The organism is Enterocloster alcoholdehydrogenati, from assembly GCF_013282095.1.
GTDB lineage: Bacteria > Bacillota > Clostridia > Lachnospirales > Lachnospiraceae > Enterocloster > Enterocloster alcoholdehydrogenati.
Genome location: NZ_BLTJ01000004.1, coordinates 79956 through 99413, shown reverse-complemented (window position 1 = coordinate 99413; position 19458 = coordinate 79956). Strand labels below are relative to the sequence as shown.

Genomic DNA, 19458 nt, shown 5'->3' with positions numbered 1-19458 from the left:
TCTGCCGGAAAATACATCAGAAACAGCAGTTATCCCTGCAAAAAAACTGCCTGCGAAGTTTTACAGGCAGTCTCCAGACAAACATATTCTATTCATTCGCTCAGGAGCGTTTCTCTATCACCCCACTAAAATCCATCCCGAATCCAAAGTCATACACATGGCCTTCGCTGTCTTTGTAGCATTTCATATCAAAGGCCACATCCTCCTTCTGCTCCTCTACCGTCTTCATATCTGCGGGGAGTTGAAGGGGCAGACGGCCCTGGGGCGCAAACTCACCGCAGGCCACCTGGCAGACGGCCCTGGGATTGACGCCGTAGTCCGCCAAAACAGCGTCAGCTAAAGGCTCAAGTTCTGCCATGACCATGGGATTTTTCATGGATACCGACACAACCACCGGCTTTTCTCCCATTATTTCCCGCATCCGAACTACCATATCCAGATCCTCCTCATTGGCAGCCGTATTCCACTTGCCGCGGTAGCTGCGGTTTGCAGACTCCTCCAGCGGATCGCCGCCCGCTATGCTTATCTCTCTGGCATATTCTGCCTGATAGGGGCGGTACTGAAGAGTCACCGGCACATAGCCGTTCCCGCCCGCCGCCCGATCCTCCGGGCTATATCCCTGAGAAATGGGTGACTCGATAAAACACAAGGCCGCATCTGCCTCCTGGGGCGTATCCACCACTGTAAAATACTCTTTTGCGGCCTCCTTTCCCGCCGGAATCATAAAGCAGTCCTCTGTCCTGTGGCTCATAAAATCATAATAGGGCCGGATATGACGGTTCGGAATATAAACCTTCGCCTTTTGTTTCAGCGGAAGAACATTTCCACGGTTTTTCAGGAGGGTAATGCTTCTTAACTGAGATTCAAAGCCCTTTTTCACATACTCCGGGTTTCCCACGGTCTCCAGGGAGGCCTTCAGATCCAGATACGGATTTTCAAAAAGGCCCACTCGGAAAATATTGGTTAAAAGGCGCACGGCAGACCGCTCCAGTCTGGCCCGCATAGCCTCCTCACCATAGATCTGACAGCCTCGCTCATAAGCTGTCAGCAAAGGCTCTGCATCGTTATTTCCGCCAAACTGATCCACGCCTGCTTCCAGTGCCTTTAAATGGCGTCCAGCCTCATCCAGGCCCTCCACGCCCCAGCATTTTCCGGAAAACGTCTCTTCCTTTGGCCCCATATCGCGGGTAATGCCCCAATCCGTGCATACTACACCGTCATAGCCCAGTTCCTCCCGCAAAAGATCCTGGATCAGATACCGGTTGTAGGAATTTCCCACATTTTCCCCGTTCTTTTTATCCTGATTCCAGGAAACGGTATAGTAAGGCATCACCGCGCTTGCACTGCCCGTTCCATCTTTTAAGTCAAAGGCCCCTTTCGTAAATGGCTTTAGATGCTCCTTAAAATTCTCCCCCGGATATACCGCGTATTTTCCATAAGCGTAATGGGCGTCTCTTCCTCCTTCGCAGGGACCGCCGCCGGGAAAATGCTTTACCATGGTATGAACACTTTCTTCTCCCCATCCATCCTCGCTTCCCGGAGTTGTCTGGAAACCGTCGCAGTATGCCCTGGCCATTTCCGCCGTCAGCTCTGTGTCCTCTCCAAAGGTATCCGCAAATCGCATCCATCTCGGTTCCGTAGCAAGGTCGATCTGGGGAGACAGGGCCGTGGTAATTCCCAGGGCGCGGTATTCCCTAGAGGCGATCTGCCCGAAGGTCTTTACCTGCTCTGGATCAAAGGCCGCTGTAAGCCCGATTCCATTGGCCCATTTTGAAATAGGCTCCCCCGTCTGTGCAATATATTCCGCCGTAGATCCTACGCTGTGGCGGGGATCTGAGCTGTTATTGGCCGGGATGCCAAAGCCGTCATTTTCCGCCAAAGCCTGAAGATTATTATTCCAGCGCACCGCGGTCTCCGTATCCTTTAATTCCAGGATCAGCACATGGCGCACCTTATCTTTCAGAAGAAATTCCCTCTGCTGATCCGTCAGATCCCAGCTTTTAGCACCGCTCTCCATGAATTTCTTTCCATGATAGGTTCCCCCAAAGGTCTCTGCCTGAGGCCCGCAGGCAGGAATCACCTGATGGGCGCTGTAAAGCATAAGCCCCGCAATCTCCTCTATGGAAAGCCTGGCTGCCAGGTCCTTTGCCCGTTCCTTTGCGGGAAGTCTCCAGTCCTCATAGGGCGCCAGCTTACCCGTTCCCAAAAAATCCTTAAATGCCAGCCCGTCCTCCGTGATCAGCTGGACCCTGGTATCTTTAGCCAGCCCCAGATCCTTTCCGCCCGGATTATGAATAATGACATATCCGTCCTTTGATTCTTTTGTCCATTTTCCTTCCATCTGTAACCTCCTGCTTGCGCCGCCCCATATTCCCCACTGCTCTCACCTAAGAACAGTTTCACCGGCCTATTACGGCAAAGGATACGAAGGCCCTGGGGAGAGGGGCGCTGATTCTGATGGCATTATTGTATCACAGGATGGAAACCGACTGATAGAACTATTTACAGAAAAAATATCCACATTTCCCGCTCATTTCCCCCAATCTTAACAAAAATGTCAGAAATTATTAGAAAATAGTCAAAAGAAAGTAATTGGTTTTGTAATATCTATCCGTTATAATCATATATGTTAAAATATCTTTTGCCCCAGCATCATATAAAAAGGTAAACAGATTCATAAAAGGAGAGTTTCATTATGAAAAAGAGATTTATAACAGCAGCAGCTATGGCAGCAGTCACAGCAACCGTATTGTTAAACGGATGTACCAGCCCTCAGACCAGCTCTTTGGTTTCCTCTCAGACAGAAACAGAGTCCCCCGCAACAGAACAAGTGCAGACAGAAGAAAGCACAAAGGCGCCGGAAACAGCAGCCGGCGAGACAGAAGCTGAGGCGGAGGATGTGGTTCGGACCGAAGCCGTCTATGTCAAGGACAGCGAGTTTGCTGATGAGGGAAAGCTGGTATTCCACAATGACACCCTTGGCGATTTCATCTGCATTCTCAGCGATTTTACCGTTATGCCCGAGGAATTAAAGGACGGAGAAACCTATGTCATCAGTCATTCCATGGTTATGACCATGTCTCTGCCGGGGCAGCTTCCCCAGGTATATTCCATCCGTACCATGGATGATCCCTATCAGGATTCCATCGGCACAGTGAAGGCCATAGATGAGGACAGCGTACTCTTTGAACGGGCTGACGGTTCTCAGTTCATGGTAAACAAAGACAGTCTTGGCAATACAACGGTTCAGGAAGGAGATCTCTGTGTGGTAAGCCATACACAGAACATGACCCGTTCCATGCCGGGAACCTATATGGAAGTAAACCGCGTGGCTGTACTTCCTCAGCCCGAAGAAGGGACGGAAGCTGCCAGTCCGACCGAATCCCTTACAGAGAGCACAGAGATGGAAACCATCAAGGCAGAATAAGCTGGGATTGCAAAATACCTCCCCGCCACAGACACTGTTTCTGTGACAGGGAGGTATTATATGTTTATCCGTCCTTCCGTTCATCCTTCCAGACAAAAAGGATCCCCTTCTCCTGATACTCCCGGATCTGTTCATCCGTGTAGCCCAGATTCTTTAAGATTTCCGGCCCCTGCTCGCCAATCAGAGGGCCGCCCTTATACTCAGGAACGCCCATTTCCTGGAATTTCACCGGCGGTCTTACCAGGGTTCTGATGTTTCCGTTGTCATATTCCATCCTGTACAGACAATCTCTCGTTTCTCCTTCCACACACTATGTTCCTTCCCCATTTTTCTGTTTCCCCAAAATATTTTCTGTCCATCCACATTCCCACCAAAAGCTTATCCAATGCCTTCCAAAATTTCTGAAACGCTTATATGTGCTTGGCACTGCATATTACTTCCAGCAATGCGCTTTAAGAATTCTCCTCCTGCAATAGATTAAAAAATATTCGGTTCAACTCTCTCCAGTCATAATTCCGGTCATCCGGCATCTGATCCGCTATTTCTTTCTGACGTTCAAGTTCCCTGGCGATATACTCCTGAACCGTTGGATTCTGCAGTCGGCGTTCTGCCTCATCCGAGTTTCTCTTTACTGCAAGAAGCCTGTCAATTTCTCTGGAAAGCTCCCGGGGAAGTTCCTGTTTCATCAGATCATCAAATAAAACCGGAGCCGGAATACCGTGTTCCCTGATATACTTCGCCGCTAAAAGGGGCCTCAGAGCATAGAAGTATTTTTTATATTTTACCTTTTCCTCCTGCAGATCCTGAAGAAATGTCTTGTTCGCTGTACCGTAATAGTGATATATGGCGGCCTTTTTTGAAAAATACAGTTTTGCTGTCTCATAAATACATTCCCAGGCTGCGCTGGATTTATATACGATCGGAGAATTTGCCCACTCAAACAGCGTGGCATTTCCACGCTGAAACTGTACCAGGGCCTTCTTCAGATCCCACCCGTTAATATCAAGAACTTCATCCAGCTGCCATTCAATCACATCTTTTACCGGATCCAGACGCAGATATTCGTCTGGTTTCCGCACATAGATGAAGCGCACGTCATAATCACTGTCCGGCGATGCGATTCCCCATGCACGGCTTCCTGATTCCACTGCATAGAGGATAGCAACCTGTTCCTTCTCTTCAATTTCCTTCAGTTTTTCCTGAATTTCGTTCTGAATCTCCCGTTTCATCATCAAATCTCCAATGCCCTTCTGTTAATATGCTCCACAAACTCCTCCACCCTAACCATATCAGGATGATCCGGCAGGCAGCTCTCTTTTTCTGCCTGTTCCAGGCGTTTTTCATAATCCGAAAGCAGTTCATAAAACTCCGGCATAAAGTCTTTTTCTGCCGTCTGAAAACCGCCGTTTCGGATTTTTAAAAGCAGTTCCTGCTCTGCGGTCCGTCTGGTGCGGATCTCACCGCGTTCCAGAATATCAATGGCCATCATAAACAGCCGGATCAGATGCATGGCGTGCTTGTTCAGGTGGTTGTCATCCTTCTTTTTATTGCGTTTTCCGATTTTGTCATAATCCTTCACTACATTGTGCATAGAAGACCACATCTTTTCATAATCTCGAAGGGGCAGGCGTTTAAAATCTGCATCCACAAATATTTCCGTTTCCAGCTTGGGATTTTCAGCCTGGTCAATGTACAGGTGAATCCTTCCCTTGTCAAACCGGTCATACCTCCGTCCAAAATCCTCCAGTACATTCTGAACGGAACGGAGTATATGCTGCTCCCTCTCCTTTTGAGGCATGAAATCTCTGGCAATCGCGTTCTGGAGACGGCGCAGCTGAGCGCTTGCATATCCTCCAAAAGACCTGGCTGCCCGTTTTGACAGAAACATCCCCCGATGTTTATAAAGTTCCCGTCCAAGAGAGGACATAATCAAATACTGATCCTCATCAAGCCCCAGGATTTCAATGGTATTGGGATTACATTCCAGCAAAAGCTTTACAATTTTGTTGAATGAGTAAAGAACCGTATCCGTATCCCCATCCTCGTACTGCTCAAATTCTGTCAGTCCCACCAGATCAGAAGGCAGATTCAGCGTCACTCCTCTGAAATCAATATCACTGTTTTCATTATTCGTCCCGTAAGCATAGCTTCCCCCAAGGCCAAGGAGCATGATCCGTTTTCCCAGCCTTGGATTTGTCTTTAAAAATTCATATTCTTCTGTATCCAGCAACTTTTTAAAATCCCTGTCCGCCATTCTTTTCTCACTCCTTCCACGGGTATTCCAGCCGCATATCCCCTCATTCCTGTCATTAAAATGATTGCATACAAAAAGACAATGCACTGTCAAGTACCGCAGTTTCTCAGCCAGATCTGACTGTCACAGTTTCCAATACCGTCCAATGATTCCTTACAAAATCTATGACTGTGCAGTGTCATCCCTTCACCCGAACGGCTAACATCATGATTGATGTTTATTTTTGTTTATGCTAAGATCATAGTATAATTTTGTCTGACATACAATCCAATTTTCTCATTTTTTCAAGAAACACACCTGCATATAGTTTTTCTGCAAAATACTATATGATGGCTGCCTGGATTTTGCCGTCCTTCTGGAGCCGACAGACACTACAAGGTATGAGTACATTTCGCTGCCCGCTTTTGATTGCCGGGAACTTTTAATACCAGAATTGCATGGTGGGCTCAAACGGAATTAGAACGCATGAATATTGTCGCAACTTACAATTTGATAAACGGTATCCTGTGTTCAATAAAGCGTCTGAAGCTTTCTTAAACGAATTTTGGAAATGAACCTGTGTTTTTACATACTAATGGGGAGACTTATCCCTTCTTCATCACCACAATATCATTCACGCTTACTCCAAACAGCATACTGAGCGCCATCACATTATCCAGTGTCGGCATACTCGTTCCATGAATCCACTTGTAAATTGCGTTTGTCGTGGCAAAGCCAAAATACTCTGCCATAGCGGCCACACTGTATCCGGCGTCCCTTCGCATTCCATCTATATTTATTCCGGTGGCAACCGGATCAATAACCGGATAATTTCCCATTTTTCTCACCTTCACACAATAAAAATAACTGTCTTCCCTCATGGAGAAAGCGGCTGCATGGACGTGAGCTTTGGAAGCTACGGCAAGCGATAAGCCTTTTCCTGCCATAAGGGTACAAAAAAGAGACGCTGTTGTTTACGGCGTTTTTCTACCTGCCCATGGCGTTTCAGACCATTACTCATCATAGATTCCTCCTGTGCTTATCGTTATATCTTCCCCCAGCATACCCGTCTCTGGCAAAAAAGCAGCCAGTAGTTTTTATCCTTCTGCCGGGATAGCCGGACTGAAACCAGCCTCGTTCTGTCCGCAGCGCAATACCTTATCCATTTGGCTGCGTTCGCTCATAATTATATGTTCCTGTACGGTTCCAAAACTACGGATGCAGGGCTCGAACCTGCGACACGCTGCTTCAGAGGCAGCAGCTCTTCCAGCTGAGCTAATCCGCATAAATTTTTATATCTGTAAGTACAGATATCATGCGTGTAGTGGGGCTCGAACCCACGACCTGACGGTTAAAAGCCGCCTGCTCTTCCAGCTGAGCTATACACGCAAAAATACCGCCTGTCCGGTCAGGGCAGGCGGTGAGAAAAACGATAACGGGATTCTGTCACAAATCAATCAAAAATCCCCTTCCACAGCTTTATCCTGACAGGTATTGGAAACAGACGCTCTTTACGGGCGCGTTTCTGTTTCTGCTGCTGTTTCTCAAAAATCGCCATATTTGTCATCGTTTTTCTCTCCCTTCGTTTTGATATCTGCATTATACTCCGGCAGACAGAACCTGTCTATCTTCTGTCAGTAGATAACTCAGGTAAATAATCTAATATCATGAAACAGAAATGTCAGTTTATCGATTTTCTTGTTGATATGCCAGTGGCCGCAGTACCACTCTCTGTAATCCAGCCTGTCCTCAATGCTATCCAGCCAGTTCTCCGTAGATTTATCTACCTTACTCTGGTCAATTCCCGGCAAAAAATACTCTACCGGCTCATATTTGCGGGGACAGGTGTGTGTTAATACCACGTCCACGTTCCAATTCGCCTTATCCAGCTGCTGTTCCACATATCGCCTGACCTCCTCCGATGGCTGCTCATCCGGGAACCATCGGTATCCCATACGCAGCCGGTATTCCTTATCAATCGAATAGGCCCCGCCGATAACCAGTACACTTCTTCCATTGATCCGGTAAATTTCACCGTCTTTTGCAAATAGCAGCCGCGGGAAACGCGCCTCCTGATAAACCATTCCACCGTTCCAATCAACCAGCCGGTATTCCCCCACTGTTTCCGGCCGCATCTCATGGTTGCCATGTACCAGAAAATATGTCATGTGCGTATGAGATACGTCCATTTTTCCTGCATCATCTCTGATATCCCCAAAATAATTAAACCCCGCATCTCCCAGAATCATCATGATATCATCCTGCTTCGTTTCCATTTCCGCACAGAAATTTTCGATTTGACGAAAATCCCCATGGGTATCACCTGTAATATATACCGCCATTGTAGTTCTTCCTCCCATTAGAACACTTATTTTTCTTAATCCCCCAACTGTCACAGCACTGCAAAAACAATGCAAATGCTTTATGCTTACACTCCCGGAAATTCTTTTCCTTTTCTTCTTTTTTATATTTGTCAAGGCGTCTTGTCGTCCCACCCTTTAATACAGCAATATCCCCGTCCACGACGAGGATATCTTCGATACTGGTATGTAATATTCTGCTGAGGATCAGGAAATTGTCCAGACTCGGAAGGGATTTTCCGGACAGCCACTTATAGACTGCCTGGGGATTCTCAAAACCCATTGCTTCCTGGATATCCTTAACGGAATACCCTCTATCCCGGATCATCGTTTTCATCCGCTTTCCGGTGGCTTCCTGCTGGATCGACAAATATACTGGTTCCATATGGCATACCTCCTGCTATTCATCTTTCCATTCCAAAACACGATGAAAACAGTATACCTCTTTTCTGGATCCTATACCATAACTTTTTTATTACAATTCATAACTGTTCAGCCATGTTCACATTTTTCTCCTTAAACGCGGCATATGACCGTGCTTTTGCCGCTTCGCACATACAGAATGTACGAAAAGCTTTCGATTCCCCAGACAGACAGCGATATGGCAGGATTTCCCTCTTAAACTGACTTTATACCCTATGGAATAACAAACAAATAACGGATAACAGGATTCCTAAACGCTGTACATCTTCTCTATTAGCATTAAAAATTTTCTGTCTGGAAAAAACCGGGAAAGCAATCAGAGGTCAATTTCCATGGTTTCGGTACTGTTCACAGCATCCAGAGCCGTCTGTGCCCTGGCAAGTTCATCGGATACTGCCGCATAGTCTGCTTCCGCCTTCCCGATGTTGTAGTTGGCATAGCAGTAGTCAATAATACTGCCTGTATGGCCAAATCCACCGGCCATCTCACGCTGCTTCGGAAGGCGGCTTTTCATATTGGACAGCTTTTTCTTTTTTGATGTAAGCTGCGGGATATATACCAGCATCTGGTCTATGGTCATATCGAAGCCCTGAACCTCATGGCTTACATTGAATCCATTGATTGCGTGCTTTACCATACGTATTTTCCGATCCAGTTCCTCCAGTTCTTTCTGCGTCTGTGCATAGTCATAATCCGGCCTTACAGAGTCCACATCCTCTCCCATGGCGGCCAGAAATGTGCTGCTTTTGAGTTCTTTCACTAACAGGGCATCCCGCTCCTCCGTCAGTCTGCGAAGCAGCTTATTCGCTTCTGATGACGTATATCTCATAGCTGTTCCCTCCTTCATCTGTCTTTGTTTACCTGATCACACCTATTATATCCCAGGATGCACAAGCTGTCATTAAACTGCTGGTTTACTAAGACCAAAACATTCTTTCTCTCAATTTTTATACCTCTGGATGCTGTACCCGCATCCCATTGTTTTTAATCATCCCTGCTGCACTGTCCCGCAGGTTTTCCTGAAAGAAGCCCATAGCGTAGTCCGGCGGATCATTTTCAGACAATCCCCGGTCAAAGCGGTCCTTCCGGTAAAATCCGATGGTATAAAGGGTAAAATGGTGACAGGTTTTGCTCTTGGCCCCGTGTGTAACAGCCATCTTTTGCTCAGAACCTGTTTTTACCTCTGCAATGTCACTCAGCCGAACCAGTACGGCATAGGGCGAGCTGCCCTCCTGCAGGATATAGTGGGACGTCAGGATCACCCTTGCCGGGGTTCCATTGCTGTTCGGCCCGATCATCTGGTAGGAAAGCACCTGTTCCCCGCCCTCTAAGGCAGCCAGCATTTCTCTGCCCAGAAACTCCTTTTCCATGTCGTTTGCAGAAAGAGCCTTAACACTTTGCTCAATTTTTTGCACATACCGGCTGGGTCTGAGCTGAAGCAGCAGAACGGCCAGGTAAAAAGCGCAGATAATTAAGCCTAAAAATAAGCCTCCAACCATCCCTGTGAGCAGATCCTGTGTACTGCCGCCCCCTAAAAGCGCCATGCCTCCAAACAGAACGGCTAAAAGCAGAATCGTCAGCGGCACAACCTTCAGAATACTGTTTTTGCGGATACGGCTGCAATAGGCACCGATCCATTCCTCTTCCTTTTTCAGCCAGTTCTGGTAAGCAGATCCTGTCATATTGGTTCCTCTCTTTCTGTACACTCCGTGCCTGCACAGCACGAAGGGTCTCTCCCATCCTATTCGCCTTTAAGATAGCCTTCAGCACCCGCAGATGCTTCATAGCCAGCTGCCCTCCCGATCCCCGCCCTCAGTATCCCTACAAAGTACACAGTTATGAACGGTAAATTTATAGCTGATATTTGGCAATTCCCGTTTCTGCGCCGCCGCACTCCGCCCCATCCGCTTTTTCAACAGGACGGGCATGGCGAGAGGGGCGGCAACCAGCAAAACCATGCCAAGAGCAGCTACAGACATTCCCCTCAGCTGACAATCGCCAGCACCACAGCAATAACCATGGGAAGGCCGCACCCGGCAAGAACATAGGCATTGTCGGTATTACTCCAAATTCCAATTTATTCCCCTATTCATCCCCTTGTTTTTTCAAAATAAGGATTGTGCTGAAAATGTCAATCACTGGAAAAAACTGCAGTGCATAGTGAATACCCGACGGACATTTCTGATGTTTTTTACGCAGAAGCATGATATAGCAAATTCCCACACAACCGCTCTGGACAATCAGGATACAGGTGAAAATGACCGGAAGCGGAACAAGAAGAATCATCATCCCTCTGGAAGCCCCCACCAAAACAAACCAGACCAAACAGCTGTAAAGAAAATTAAGGATGTAAAATGGGATACTCCATAGTTTCAGCCATTTCCAGCCTTTCCTTAGATTATCTGCTTCATTTCGGCAATAAGCCATAACCGCAGCTGCAACACAAACCCATCCGGCAATATGTACAATTACCGCCATTGCCAGATAAAACTCAAAAAGTCCCATCACCACTGTATTCCATCCACTGTCGCCAAAATAGAGCATCCCCATGGGGACAGCGATACTCAAAACAAGGTGCAGATACATTCCCATCAGAAAAATCTTCGCCAACTTTTTCAAATCTGTTCCCCCCTTTCAGGTTTTTAAAACCATTTAGACCTTTCATGGATCTGCCATAAACCCATCTGAAATTTCCTCTTATCAATGATCAAAAAAGCCCTGCGCCGCGCCGCCGTAAAGACAGCCTGACACAGGGCATGAAAAGCCCGCAAAACGATCCCCACATCCATGGCGGATGTGGTCTCTTCTACAGATAAAATCATTTTTATATGTGTGACTTTGTGTTTTATTATATCATAAATTGTTTTTATTTGGAAACATTTTCTTATCTGAGTTTCCGCAGTTTTATCCACAGCCTTCCCATTTTGCAATCACTGAAAGCTGAACATATGTCTTGACCTCTGCAGCCTGAGGAAACATCATAAGCCTCACATGGTCATCATGGTACGCTGCATATATATCAAAGAGCCGGAACTTTCATTCCGGCTTCTTAAACTGCGTTTCACTGATACTGTATACCAGCAGTTTCTCTTATTTTGAAATGGAAATCAACCGCAGCATCACAGCGCATCAAGCCTCGTCAATGGCATACCCTATATCATTCCTCATATATTTATTCCCAAACTCTACCCACTCCGCAGCCTGATAGGCGTTAACCCGCGCTTTCTTCAGATCTTTTCCCACAGCAGTAACGCCCAGTACACGGCCGCCGTTTGTGACAACCTGGCCCTTTTCATCAAATTTCGTTCCCGCATGGAATACATAATATCCGTCTGCATCCTTAAATTTCTCCAGGCCCGAAACTGGGTATCCCTTCTCATAATGCTCTGGATACCCCTCAGAAGCCAGAACCACACATACGGCTGCATTGTCCTCAAATTCCAGTTCTGTCTGATCCAGGGTTCCGTCGATGCAGGCCTCAAAAAGCTCTGCCAGATCGTTTTTCATCCTCGGCAGCACTACCTGCGTCTCAGGATCGCCGAAACGGGCGTTGTATTCCAGAACCTTCGGTCCGTCAGCAGTGAGCATGAGTCCAAAGAAAATAATTCCCTTAAACTCTCTTCCCTCTGCTCTCATTGCGTCCACCGTAGGCTGATAGATCCTTTCTCTGCAGAAAGCATCCACCTCAGGCGTATAAAAGGGACTTGGAGAGAACGTACCCATTCCGCCGGTATTTAAGCCTTTATCTCCGTCTTTGGCCCGCTTGTGATCCTGAGCGGAGGTCATGATTTTGATGGTCTTTCCATCTACAAAGGATAGTACAGATACCTCACGGCCAGTCATAAATTCTTCTATGACAATCTCGTCTCCCGCAGAACCGAACTGTTTATCCAGCATCAGCGTCCTGACGCCGTCCTTTGCCTCCTTTAGGCTGTTGCAGATCAAAACTCCCTTTCCCAGAGCGAGGCCATCTGCCTTTAAAACAATGGGCATTTTGGCTGTCTCAAGATACTGGATGGCCTTATCCGGATCCGTAAAGGTTTCATAGGCGGCTGTGGGAATGTTGTATTTTTTCATCAGATCCTTTGAAAATGCTTTGGATCCCTCCAGGATCGCTGCATTGGCTCTGGGGCCGAACGCCCGCAATCCCGCTGCCTCAAAGGCATCTACGGCTCCCGCTGCCAGAGGATCATCCGGAGCTACGACTGTCAGATCGATCCCATGTTCTTTTGCAAACGACACCTGTTTATCAAATTCCATCACACCGATGTTGATGCACTCTGCTACCTCCGCAATTCCTGCATTGCCGGGAGCGCAGTAAATTTTCTCTACCTTCGGGCTCTTTGCCAGTTTCCATGTAATCGCGTGCTCCCTTCCGCCGCCGCCTATGATCAGAATTTTCATCTGTGTTTTCCTCCTTCTCTCCTGTATCATTTTGCCAGGACGCAGACAGACCGGCGGCTTCCCCCGGTCTGTCTCCTGCGCTGTCCTGTTTCGGGATGTGTGTAAGCCTATAAACGCCTGTTAACATCCAATCTGTAATTTCACCCGTTCATCAGGCTTCTTTATCAGCGATCATCTGAATCGCTTTTGGAAGAATTACCCACTCCGCCTGCTCCATTACCCTTCTCTGAAGCGTCTGGGGCGTATCTCCCTTTTCCACCTCTACCGCCTTCTGTAAAATGATCGGCCCCGTATCCATACCGCCGTCTACATAATGGACCGTAGCTCCCGTAACCTTTACTCCTCTTGCCAAAGCGGCCTCATGAACCTTAAGCCCATAGTAGCCCACGCCGCAGAAGGCCGGGATTAAGGACGGATGGATATTGATGATCCGGTGCTCATATTTCTCCACCATAGCCTCAGGGATCTTAACAAGAAAGCCTGCCAGCACAATGAGATCCAGCCGGTACGCATCCACCTTTGCAAGAAAAGCCTGATTAAAGGCCTCTCTGCTTTCATACTCCCTGGGAGACATACATACTGACTCAATGCTGTGGTTCCTTGCCCTTTCCAGAGCGTAAGCGCCCGGATTATTGCTGATCACCACTTCTACTCTGGCATTTGTGATCGTTTTGCTGTCAATTGCATCCAGGATTGCCTGAAGGTTGGTACCGCCGCCGGATACCATGACGCCTACTCTTAGCATAAGGTCACTCCCTTTTCTCCCTCTTCAATGGAGCCGATCACATAGGGAGTATCTCCGGCTGCCCGAATCGCCTCCATGGTCTTATCCACGTCTGCAGGATCTGCTGCCACGATCATACCGATTCCCATATTAAAGGTATTATACATCATTTCCTCGGCAATCCCGCCTTTTTCTGCCAGCAGCTTAAAGACAGCAGGCACCTCATAGCTGTCCTTTCGGATCACGGCGCGGACGCCGTCTTTCAGCATACGGGGTACGTTTTCATAGAAACCGCCGCCGGTGATGTGGCTGCAGGCTTTTATGGAGACGCCGGCCTTCTTGATGTTTTTTAACGCCTTTACATAGATTCTGGTAGGCGCTAAAAGCGCCTCGCCCAGTGTCTTTCCCAGGCTGTCATAGTAGGTTTCCAATCCCTCTTTTGTCATTTCCTGTTCAAATACCCTGCGCACCAGAGAGAAACCATTGGAATGTACGCCAGTGGACGCCATACCGATAAGCACATCTCCTGCCTTCAGGCTTTCGCCAGTAATCATTTCCTTCCGATCGCAGACGCCTACGGCAAAACCAGCCAGATCATAGTCCTCTTCCGGCATCAGTCCCGGATGCTCTGCCGTCTCGCCGCCGATCAGGGCCGCTTCAGACTGCAGACAGCCTTCCGCTACTCCCTTTACGATATCTGCAATCTTTTCAGGATAGTTCTTTCCGCAGGCAATGTAATCCAAAAAGAATAATGGTTCGCCGCCGGCACAGGCAATATCGTTGACGCACATAGCCACCGCATCAATACCAATGGTATCGTGCCGGTCCATGATAATGGCCAGCTTTACCTTGGTGCCGCAGCCGTCGGTGCCGGATAACAGCACCGGCTCCTCCATGTCCTTGATCTTTGCCAGTGAGAAAGCGCCGGAAAAGCCGCCCAGGCCGCCTAATACCTCTGCGCGCATGGTCTTTTTTACGTGCTCCTTCATCAGTTCTACGGACTTGTATCCCGCCTCGATATCTACTCCGGCTTTTTTATAATCCATCATGGTATTCATCCTCCGTTTTTAGTGGTATGGTTTCAAAGTCCTATTACATCTGCGCAAGATATTCTTTGTAGCCTAAGCTGTCTAATTTTTCCGCTTTCTTTACCACGTCCTCCTTAAGGCTCTCAGAGTATGCCTTAAGCCGTTCAAGCAGTTTCTGATCGGAAGCCGCAAGAATCTTTGCAGCTAGGATGCCTGCATTGGCGCCGCCGTTGATTGCTACGGTTGCTACAGGAATACCGCTTGGCATCTGAACGATGGAATACAGGGAATCTACACCTCCCAGGTCAGAGGTTTTTATTGGGATGCCGATTACAGGAAGAGGGAAGATGGCTGCACACATACCAGGCAGATGGGCTGCCTTCCCGGCGCCTGCAATGATTACCTTAAAGCCCTTTTCCTCTGCGCCTTTTGCCCACTGAAAGAAGATGTCCGGCTCTCTGTGGGCGGAGATAATTGTCATTTCATAATCAATTCCCAGCTTATCCAGGATCTCTGCTGCCTTTGCCATAACCGGCATATCTGAGTCACTGCCCATTACAATTCCTACTTTTGCCATGTTTCAATCTCCTTTTCTAATAATAAATATTAGTTATAATTATAAATAGCTTTTCATATCTTAATTTTGCTTATAATTATAATACTAGGAAACCGCACAGGCGTCAATAGAAATCTTAAAGTCCAGGTAATTTTCCGTCAGGCCTCTTTTCTCCCAAAATGCTTCTCTACAGTGCCTCTGAATCCAGGGCCTTATTTAATTCCTCCGTTCCAGGCAGCACGAACCGGCCGGCCCGTATAAGGGCTGTCTGGCTGCTGTCCGCTTCCACTGCCAGAATATCTCCCAATTCATTATAAGGAATAGTAATATCCGTATGGCAGCTGAAATACGCCTTCTCCATATTCTCTTTTCTCAAAATGGAAATCTCATTATCTCTGGCAATGACCTCTTTTCCATCTGGATTATACATAGGAGAATCCTCGGCAAATCGGTAGCAGGTATCTCCCACCGCAAAATGAGGTCCCGTCTTTTCCGCGATCAGAATCGGCAGCCTGTTTCCGATGCCATACTTCTTGGCCATAGCATAAGCAGCGGTATTGGTACCGATGGCAAACTCTCCTAACGGCAGCCAGCTGTGTCCCCGCATGATCACCTGCTTTACCAGATCCTTTCCCTGACGGAGATCATTTTCCTCTGTGCCTGTCTCATTTTCCTGTGAAATGAAATTTCCGCAGGAAAAATCCGTAACTCTGCCGTCTTTAAAATGCAGCCGCAGATCCTTAAAAAGATACCCCTCCACATATACCCTTTTCACATGGAGAAGGCCGCTGGTTCCCGTCAAAACCGGAGAGGTAAACACCTCGCCCAAAGGGATATTGACATCGGAAACACAGTTTTCAAAGTTGGTCTCTCTGGAGGGATTGCCTAAATTGTGCAGATGAACCCGGATATCCGTCTCGTTCCCGTCCCGTCCAGTGACCCTTACATACTCCGCTCTGTCTAGGGCATCTATCAGCGTTTGCTGAATCTTCTGGTAAGTTTCATAATCCAGGGTGTTGATGCGGATGGTCTCTTTAAAGATATCCTCAAACATCGGCCCGATCTCCGGTCTTGGGAAAGCGATCATGGTAAAGCTGGTCTCATCTCCAGGCATATATTGGTTGATGATCTGCCTGGCAGCGGTGGCACAGGAAAGAGTCAGTTCCTGCTGATGGTCGTTTAAGGAAAACGCCGTCTTTTTATTCACCGGCTGAAACTCCTCCTCACCAAAAGTCTCCACCAGGGCCGGGCCTGCGCACCAGGATGCCTGCTCCTTAAACGTCTCATAAGCCGTTTTTAAAATCGACAGCCTCCGCTCCTTAAAGGCATTTCCCATATAAAGGGCGCTGTCATAGCGGTGGTCGTATTCATACTGACGGTTTGGGGAAGAACTGCAGTAACCGCGTCTGCCGTTTGAAAGGCGGTTTACGGACTCCACAGCCGCCCGGTAAAATACCGGCTCCAGGCCCATTTCCCGAAAATTCTCCACGGCGCGGCGGATCATCCGTTCAAAGCCTAACTGGTACTCCACCACAAGGGTTTTCTTTTTTGACAGGTCGCGCCCCATGACCTTAAATCCACGGCGGAAGCCCTCGGTATAGGTAGCTGCCATTTTCTCAATGACCTCATCAGGCAGGGATGCCATAAAGGCAGCCAGCTTCATTTCCGAAGGAGAAATGTATTCCCCAAACTGATATAGATACCGCAGATCAGTCAGATCCTCCTTTATAATCAGTTCTGTTCCAAAGTTCAGAGACGGATCCAGTCCCTCTCTGATCCGCCAGGGCAGGTAAAGATCCGCATAATCGCTCACATACCAGTACAGCGCGTCTCTTACCGCCTGTTCCCTGGGCGCTTCTTCTCCCTCTTCCCAGGCTTGGGTAAACAGGTTATAAACCTCCAAAAAGGTCTCTGCCAAAATGGTTATATTTTCCAGTCTCATTTCAAAAGCATACACAATACAGCCCCGGATCTCGGTATAAAGGAAGGACAGCAAAGGCCCCATCCCCTTTCCCAGGCACCGAACCGCCCAGTCGGGGTTTGCAAAGCTCTCTTTGTAATGCTCTGGAAGGATATCCTCGTAAAGCCGCTCATTCCACCTGGCTAGCTCTTCCAGTGTCTGCGCCTTCCAGCGTTTTGGAAGTGCATCTTCCCAGATTCCCCTGGCAGTCAACAGTTCACACATCAGGCCGAAAAAACCGGCCATCCGTTTAAAATAAGGGCCGTAAGGCAGCCGGATCTCCTCTTTTTCAATCGAAGCGATTCGCTCCATGGAAAGGTCCAGCCGTTCCCTTACGGCTTCATTCTCTTTCTGTAATAATATTCTGTAATCCATGCAAAAACTCCTGTTTAAAAACGATAAGGACTGGCCAGAGCGGCCAGTCCCGGTAACATTTATCCTGGTTTCAGCCTGCAAATCCGATCAAAATGATCATGACCCAGAGGAGGATAATAAGTCCTTCCAGGGCAATTCCGATCTTGGCCAGAATATAATTGCAGCCATCCTCTGTAAATGAAAGAATCCCGTACCATAATCCTGCCGCAGCAGCCACGATACTGGAAAAGCCGTAGGCGCCTGTATTTGGTCCCCCCTGTCCAGCCCCCTGAACAGACAGATACAGACTGAAAGCGCCCAGTCCCAGCGCTAAAATCCCCAGTCCCAGACAGATAAAGCTGCGCTTGGCAAAGGGATTTCTCACATAGGATATTTTATTTCCCACCTGTCTCACTGTTTCCACCTCCTGTACCGGATAAGAATACGGATATAATGGGCTGCCCCGTGGATATAAAAGCCGGCAGCAGCTCCCAGGGTATTAAGAAACATATCATCCACATCAAAGCTTCCCACCTTAAAGATCAGCTGCAGAGTTTCTAAGGTCAGACTCCAGATAAAGCCAAACATCACAGTATTATACCACAGCCGGCTTCGCCTGCTGATGATGGGCAGAAAAAAACCAAAGGGGATAAACGCAGCGATATTTCCAACAATATTGATCATAAACAGAGAAAAGCCAAGGACATCATAATGACGGAAGTAGCGGCTGATCTCTTTAAAGAGAACCAGGTTATAAGCATACTCCCGATCTGCCTCCGTGCGGCCGAAGGATTCCGAAAAAAACATAAAATAAGCCAGAAGGCACAGATAAAGTATAAACAATACCCATCCTGCCTTCTGCCGCGGGGTGGTACGCCTGATCATCCTTCCCCGCCTGTTAAAATTCGATCTCGGATTTGCGCTTTAATAAGAGCGCTCCATTTACGATCGAAATAATGCCGACAGTCAGTCCCGTGACTGCCATGATAATGCCTACCGCAATGCATCCCGCGCCGGTATTGCGCATGGTCTTATATATTCTTTCCATATTTTTACTGCCTTTCATGGGTTCTGCGGCTGCCTGCGCTTTTAAGATGTTATTCCTGTGCGCCGTACTCTGCATAGTATGCGTCAATAGCAGCCTTTAATGTATCATCAATGACAACTTTGCCGCCGCGCTCCTTATTGTACAGGTACTCGGTCACATCCGCCATGGTAACGATGGCAGCCGTTGGAAAGCCGTACAGATCTTTGATCTCATCCAGAGCACACTTTGTTCCCTTACCCCGCTCCATGCGGTTTAAGGATACGATCAGGCCCTTAACCTCCACACTGCCCTGTGCCTTTAAGATCGGGAACGTTTCTTCGATGGACTTTCCTGAGGTGGTAACATCCTCAATAATCATCACACGATCACCATCCTTAATGGGACTTCCAAGCAGGATGCCCGTATCTCCATGATCCTTTACCTCCTTGCGGTTGGAGCAGTAACGGATATCTTTTCCATAAAGCTCACTGATCGCCATGGTAGTTGCCACGCTCAGTGGGATTCCCTTGTAAGCCGGTCCGAACAGCACGTCAAAATCCAGACCAAAATTATCATGAATGGCTTTTGCGTAATACTCGCCCAGCTTGCGAAGCTGCGTTCCTGTCACATAGGCTCCCGCATTCATAAAAAACGGGGACTTGCGTCCGCTCTTTAAGGTAAAATCTCCAAATTTGAGCACATTACTCTCTACCATAAAATCTATAAATTCCTGCTTATACTGTTCCATTATGAAAAAACCTCCTTTAAAATAATTCGGAAAATAATTAAATTGGGGATATTCTCTCCGATTGTAGCATATTTTTCCAGTCTTGTGAACTACCCATTACATAAATCCCAGGACAAATCCCCAAGTAAACCTATCGCAAAAATAAGAATGGAAAAATATTCCAGCCTGTACCGTGTGAGATTTTCCAACACGCCTTGACATTCCCCCTTCAACC

At 47.7% G+C, this 19458-nt stretch carries 20 protein-coding genes and 2 tRNA genes; 1 reads left to right on the top strand and 21 read right to left on the bottom strand.

Annotation, left to right across the window (positions count from 1 at the left end; translation table 11 throughout):
* Positions 1 to 100: 100 nt before the first annotated feature.
* Positions 101 to 2341 carry a glycoside hydrolase family 3 protein gene (locus HW447_RS06090; RefSeq protein ID WP_176254426.1) on the bottom strand — a complete coding sequence of 747 codons (2241 nt, stop codon included), beginning with the start codon at positions 2339 to 2341 and terminating at the stop codon, positions 101 to 103.
* 354 nt (positions 2342 to 2695) lie between these two features.
* Between HW447_RS06090 and HW447_RS06085 the strand changes: the two genes are divergently transcribed.
* Complete coding sequence (locus HW447_RS06085) at positions 2696 to 3427, top strand: hypothetical protein (protein ID WP_176254425.1); 732 nt, start codon at positions 2696 to 2698, stop codon at positions 3425 to 3427.
* 64 nt (positions 3428 to 3491) lie between these two features.
* On the opposite strand, the gene HW447_RS06080 is transcribed toward HW447_RS06085, so the two are convergent.
* The 20 genes from HW447_RS06080 to pyrE all read right to left on the bottom strand — a co-directional run bounded on the left by HW447_RS06080 (position 3492) and on the right by pyrE (position 19244).
* On the bottom strand, positions 3492 to 3734 hold the full coding sequence (locus HW447_RS06080) for a hypothetical protein (protein WP_176254424.1): 243 nt from the start codon (positions 3732 to 3734) through the stop codon (positions 3492 to 3494).
* 145 nt (positions 3735 to 3879) lie between these two features.
* Positions 3880 to 4656 (bottom strand): nucleotidyltransferase domain-containing protein, encoded by a 777-nt coding sequence (locus HW447_RS06075; protein ID WP_176254423.1) that lies wholly within the window; start codon positions 4654 to 4656, stop codon positions 3880 to 3882.
* Positions 4657 to 4658: 2 nt separating this feature from the next.
* A complete protein-coding gene (locus HW447_RS06070; RefSeq protein ID WP_176254422.1) occupies positions 4659 to 5681 on the bottom strand; it encodes a nucleotidyltransferase domain-containing protein in 1023 nt (340 codons plus the stop codon).
* 584 nt (positions 5682 to 6265) lie between these two features.
* Entirely contained in the window at positions 6266 to 6499 is a 234-nt protein-coding gene (locus HW447_RS06065; protein WP_176254421.1) for a helix-turn-helix domain-containing protein, read from the bottom strand.
* Between the two features lie 373 nt (positions 6500 to 6872).
* Positions 6873 to 6945 (bottom strand) — tRNA-Gln (locus HW447_RS06060).
* 31 nt (positions 6946 to 6976) lie between these two features.
* Positions 6977 to 7049 (bottom strand) — tRNA-Lys (locus HW447_RS06055).
* A gap of 257 nt (positions 7050 to 7306) precedes the next feature.
* Positions 7307 to 8002, bottom strand: coding sequence for a metallophosphoesterase (locus tag HW447_RS06050; protein WP_176254420.1), 696 nt, complete (start codon positions 8000 to 8002; stop codon positions 7307 to 7309).
* Positions 7980 to 8405: a helix-turn-helix domain-containing protein gene (locus HW447_RS06045; protein WP_176254419.1), complete on the bottom strand. Its 426-nt coding sequence runs from the start codon at positions 8403 to 8405 to the stop codon at positions 7980 to 7982. Before HW447_RS06045 ends, HW447_RS06050 begins: the two co-directional genes overlap by 23 nt.
* 354 nt (positions 8406 to 8759) lie before the next feature.
* Complete coding sequence (locus tag HW447_RS06040) at positions 8760 to 9272, bottom strand: hypothetical protein (RefSeq protein WP_176254418.1); 513 nt, start codon at positions 9270 to 9272, stop codon at positions 8760 to 8762.
* A gap of 118 nt (positions 9273 to 9390) precedes the next feature.
* Complete coding sequence (locus tag HW447_RS06035) at positions 9391 to 10149, bottom strand: hypothetical protein (protein WP_176254417.1); 759 nt, start codon at positions 10147 to 10149, stop codon at positions 9391 to 9393.
* 379 nt (positions 10150 to 10528) lie between these two features.
* The gene (locus HW447_RS06030) at positions 10529 to 11062 is read right to left on the bottom strand and encodes a DUF6652 family protein (RefSeq protein ID WP_176254416.1); all 534 of its coding nucleotides are present in this window, start codon (positions 11060 to 11062) and stop codon (positions 10529 to 10531) included.
* Positions 11063 to 11572: 510 nt separating this feature from the next.
* Positions 11573 to 12847: a phosphoribosylamine--glycine ligase gene (purD, locus tag HW447_RS06025; RefSeq protein ID WP_176254415.1), complete on the bottom strand. Its 1275-nt coding sequence runs from the start codon at positions 12845 to 12847 to the stop codon at positions 11573 to 11575.
* Between the two features lie 151 nt (positions 12848 to 12998).
* Entirely contained in the window at positions 12999 to 13592 is a 594-nt protein-coding gene (gene purN, locus HW447_RS06020; protein ID WP_176254414.1) for a phosphoribosylglycinamide formyltransferase, read from the bottom strand.
* Positions 13586 to 14617 (bottom strand): phosphoribosylformylglycinamidine cyclo-ligase, encoded by a 1032-nt coding sequence (purM, locus tag HW447_RS06015; RefSeq protein WP_176254573.1) that lies wholly within the window; start codon positions 14615 to 14617, stop codon positions 13586 to 13588. The genes purN and purM overlap by 7 nt, the downstream gene beginning before the upstream one ends.
* A 46-nt stretch (positions 14618 to 14663) precedes the next feature.
* On the bottom strand, positions 14664 to 15176 hold the full coding sequence (gene purE / locus HW447_RS06010) for a 5-(carboxyamino)imidazole ribonucleotide mutase (protein WP_176254413.1): 513 nt from the start codon (positions 15174 to 15176) through the stop codon (positions 14664 to 14666).
* A gap of 166 nt (positions 15177 to 15342) precedes the next feature.
* Complete coding sequence (locus HW447_RS06005) at positions 15343 to 17490, bottom strand: aminopeptidase (protein WP_176254412.1); 2148 nt, start codon at positions 17488 to 17490, stop codon at positions 15343 to 15345.
* Between the two features lie 70 nt (positions 17491 to 17560).
* Complete coding sequence (locus tag HW447_RS06000) at positions 17561 to 17884, bottom strand: DUF6142 family protein (RefSeq protein WP_176254411.1); 324 nt, start codon at positions 17882 to 17884, stop codon at positions 17561 to 17563.
* On the bottom strand, positions 17881 to 18354 hold the full coding sequence (locus tag HW447_RS05995; protein ID WP_176254410.1) for a VanZ family protein: 474 nt from the start codon (positions 18352 to 18354) through the stop codon (positions 17881 to 17883). Before HW447_RS05995 ends, HW447_RS06000 begins: the two co-directional genes overlap by 4 nt.
* Before the next feature lie 13 nt (positions 18355 to 18367).
* A complete protein-coding gene (locus HW447_RS05990; protein WP_176254409.1) occupies positions 18368 to 18517 on the bottom strand; it encodes a hypothetical protein in 150 nt (49 codons plus the stop codon).
* A gap of 49 nt (positions 18518 to 18566) precedes the next feature.
* Positions 18567 to 19244 carry an orotate phosphoribosyltransferase gene (pyrE, locus tag HW447_RS05985; RefSeq protein WP_176254408.1) on the bottom strand — a complete coding sequence of 226 codons (678 nt, stop codon included), beginning with the start codon at positions 19242 to 19244 and terminating at the stop codon, positions 18567 to 18569.
* Between the last annotated feature and the right edge of the window lie 214 nt (positions 19245 to 19458).

Excerpts from the sequence above, each read along its gene's own strand:
- HW447_RS06090 (WP_176254426.1), bottom strand. The coding sequence starts at position 2,341 with ATGGAAGGAAAATGGACAAAAGAATCAAAGGACGGATATGTCATTATT.
- HW447_RS06075 (WP_176254423.1), bottom strand. The coding sequence starts at position 4,656 with ATGAAACGGGAGATTCAGAACGAAATTCAGGAAAAACTGAAGGAAATT.
- purE (WP_176254413.1), bottom strand. The coding sequence starts at position 15,176 with ATGGCAAAAGTAGGAATTGTAATGGGCAGTGACTCAGATATGCCGGTT.
- purD (WP_176254415.1), bottom strand. The coding sequence starts at position 12,847 with ATGAAAATTCTGATCATAGGCGGCGGCGGAAGGGAGCACGCGATTACA.
- HW447_RS06085 (WP_176254425.1), top strand. The coding sequence starts at position 2,696 with ATGAAAAAGAGATTTATAACAGCAGCAGCTATGGCAGCAGTCACAGCA.
- HW447_RS05995 (WP_176254410.1), bottom strand. The coding sequence starts at position 18,354 with ATGATCAGGCGTACCACCCCGCGGCAGAAGGCAGGATGGGTATTGTTT.
- HW447_RS06040 (WP_176254418.1), bottom strand. The coding sequence starts at position 9,272 with ATGAGATATACGTCATCAGAAGCGAATAAGCTGCTTCGCAGACTGACG.
- HW447_RS06050 (WP_176254420.1), bottom strand. The coding sequence starts at position 8,002 with ATGGCGGTATATATTACAGGTGATACCCATGGGGATTTTCGTCAAATC.
- HW447_RS05990 (WP_176254409.1), bottom strand. The coding sequence starts at position 18,517 with ATGGAAAGAATATATAAGACCATGCGCAATACCGGCGCGGGATGCATT.
- purM (WP_176254573.1), bottom strand. The coding sequence starts at position 14,617 with ATGGATTATAAAAAAGCCGGAGTAGATATCGAGGCGGGATACAAGTCC.
- HW447_RS06070 (WP_176254422.1), bottom strand. The coding sequence starts at position 5,681 with ATGGCGGACAGGGATTTTAAAAAGTTGCTGGATACAGAAGAATATGAA.
- HW447_RS06065 (WP_176254421.1), bottom strand. The coding sequence starts at position 6,499 with ATGGGAAATTATCCGGTTATTGATCCGGTTGCCACCGGAATAAATATA.
- purN (WP_176254414.1), bottom strand. The coding sequence starts at position 13,592 with ATGCTAAGAGTAGGCGTCATGGTATCCGGCGGCGGTACCAACCTTCAG.
- pyrE (WP_176254408.1), bottom strand. The coding sequence starts at position 19,244 with ATGGAACAGTATAAGCAGGAATTTATAGATTTTATGGTAGAGAGTAAT.
- HW447_RS06045 (WP_176254419.1), bottom strand. The coding sequence starts at position 8,405 with ATGGAACCAGTATATTTGTCGATCCAGCAGGAAGCCACCGGAAAGCGG.
- HW447_RS06005 (WP_176254412.1), bottom strand. The coding sequence starts at position 17,490 with ATGGATTACAGAATATTATTACAGAAAGAGAATGAAGCCGTAAGGGAA.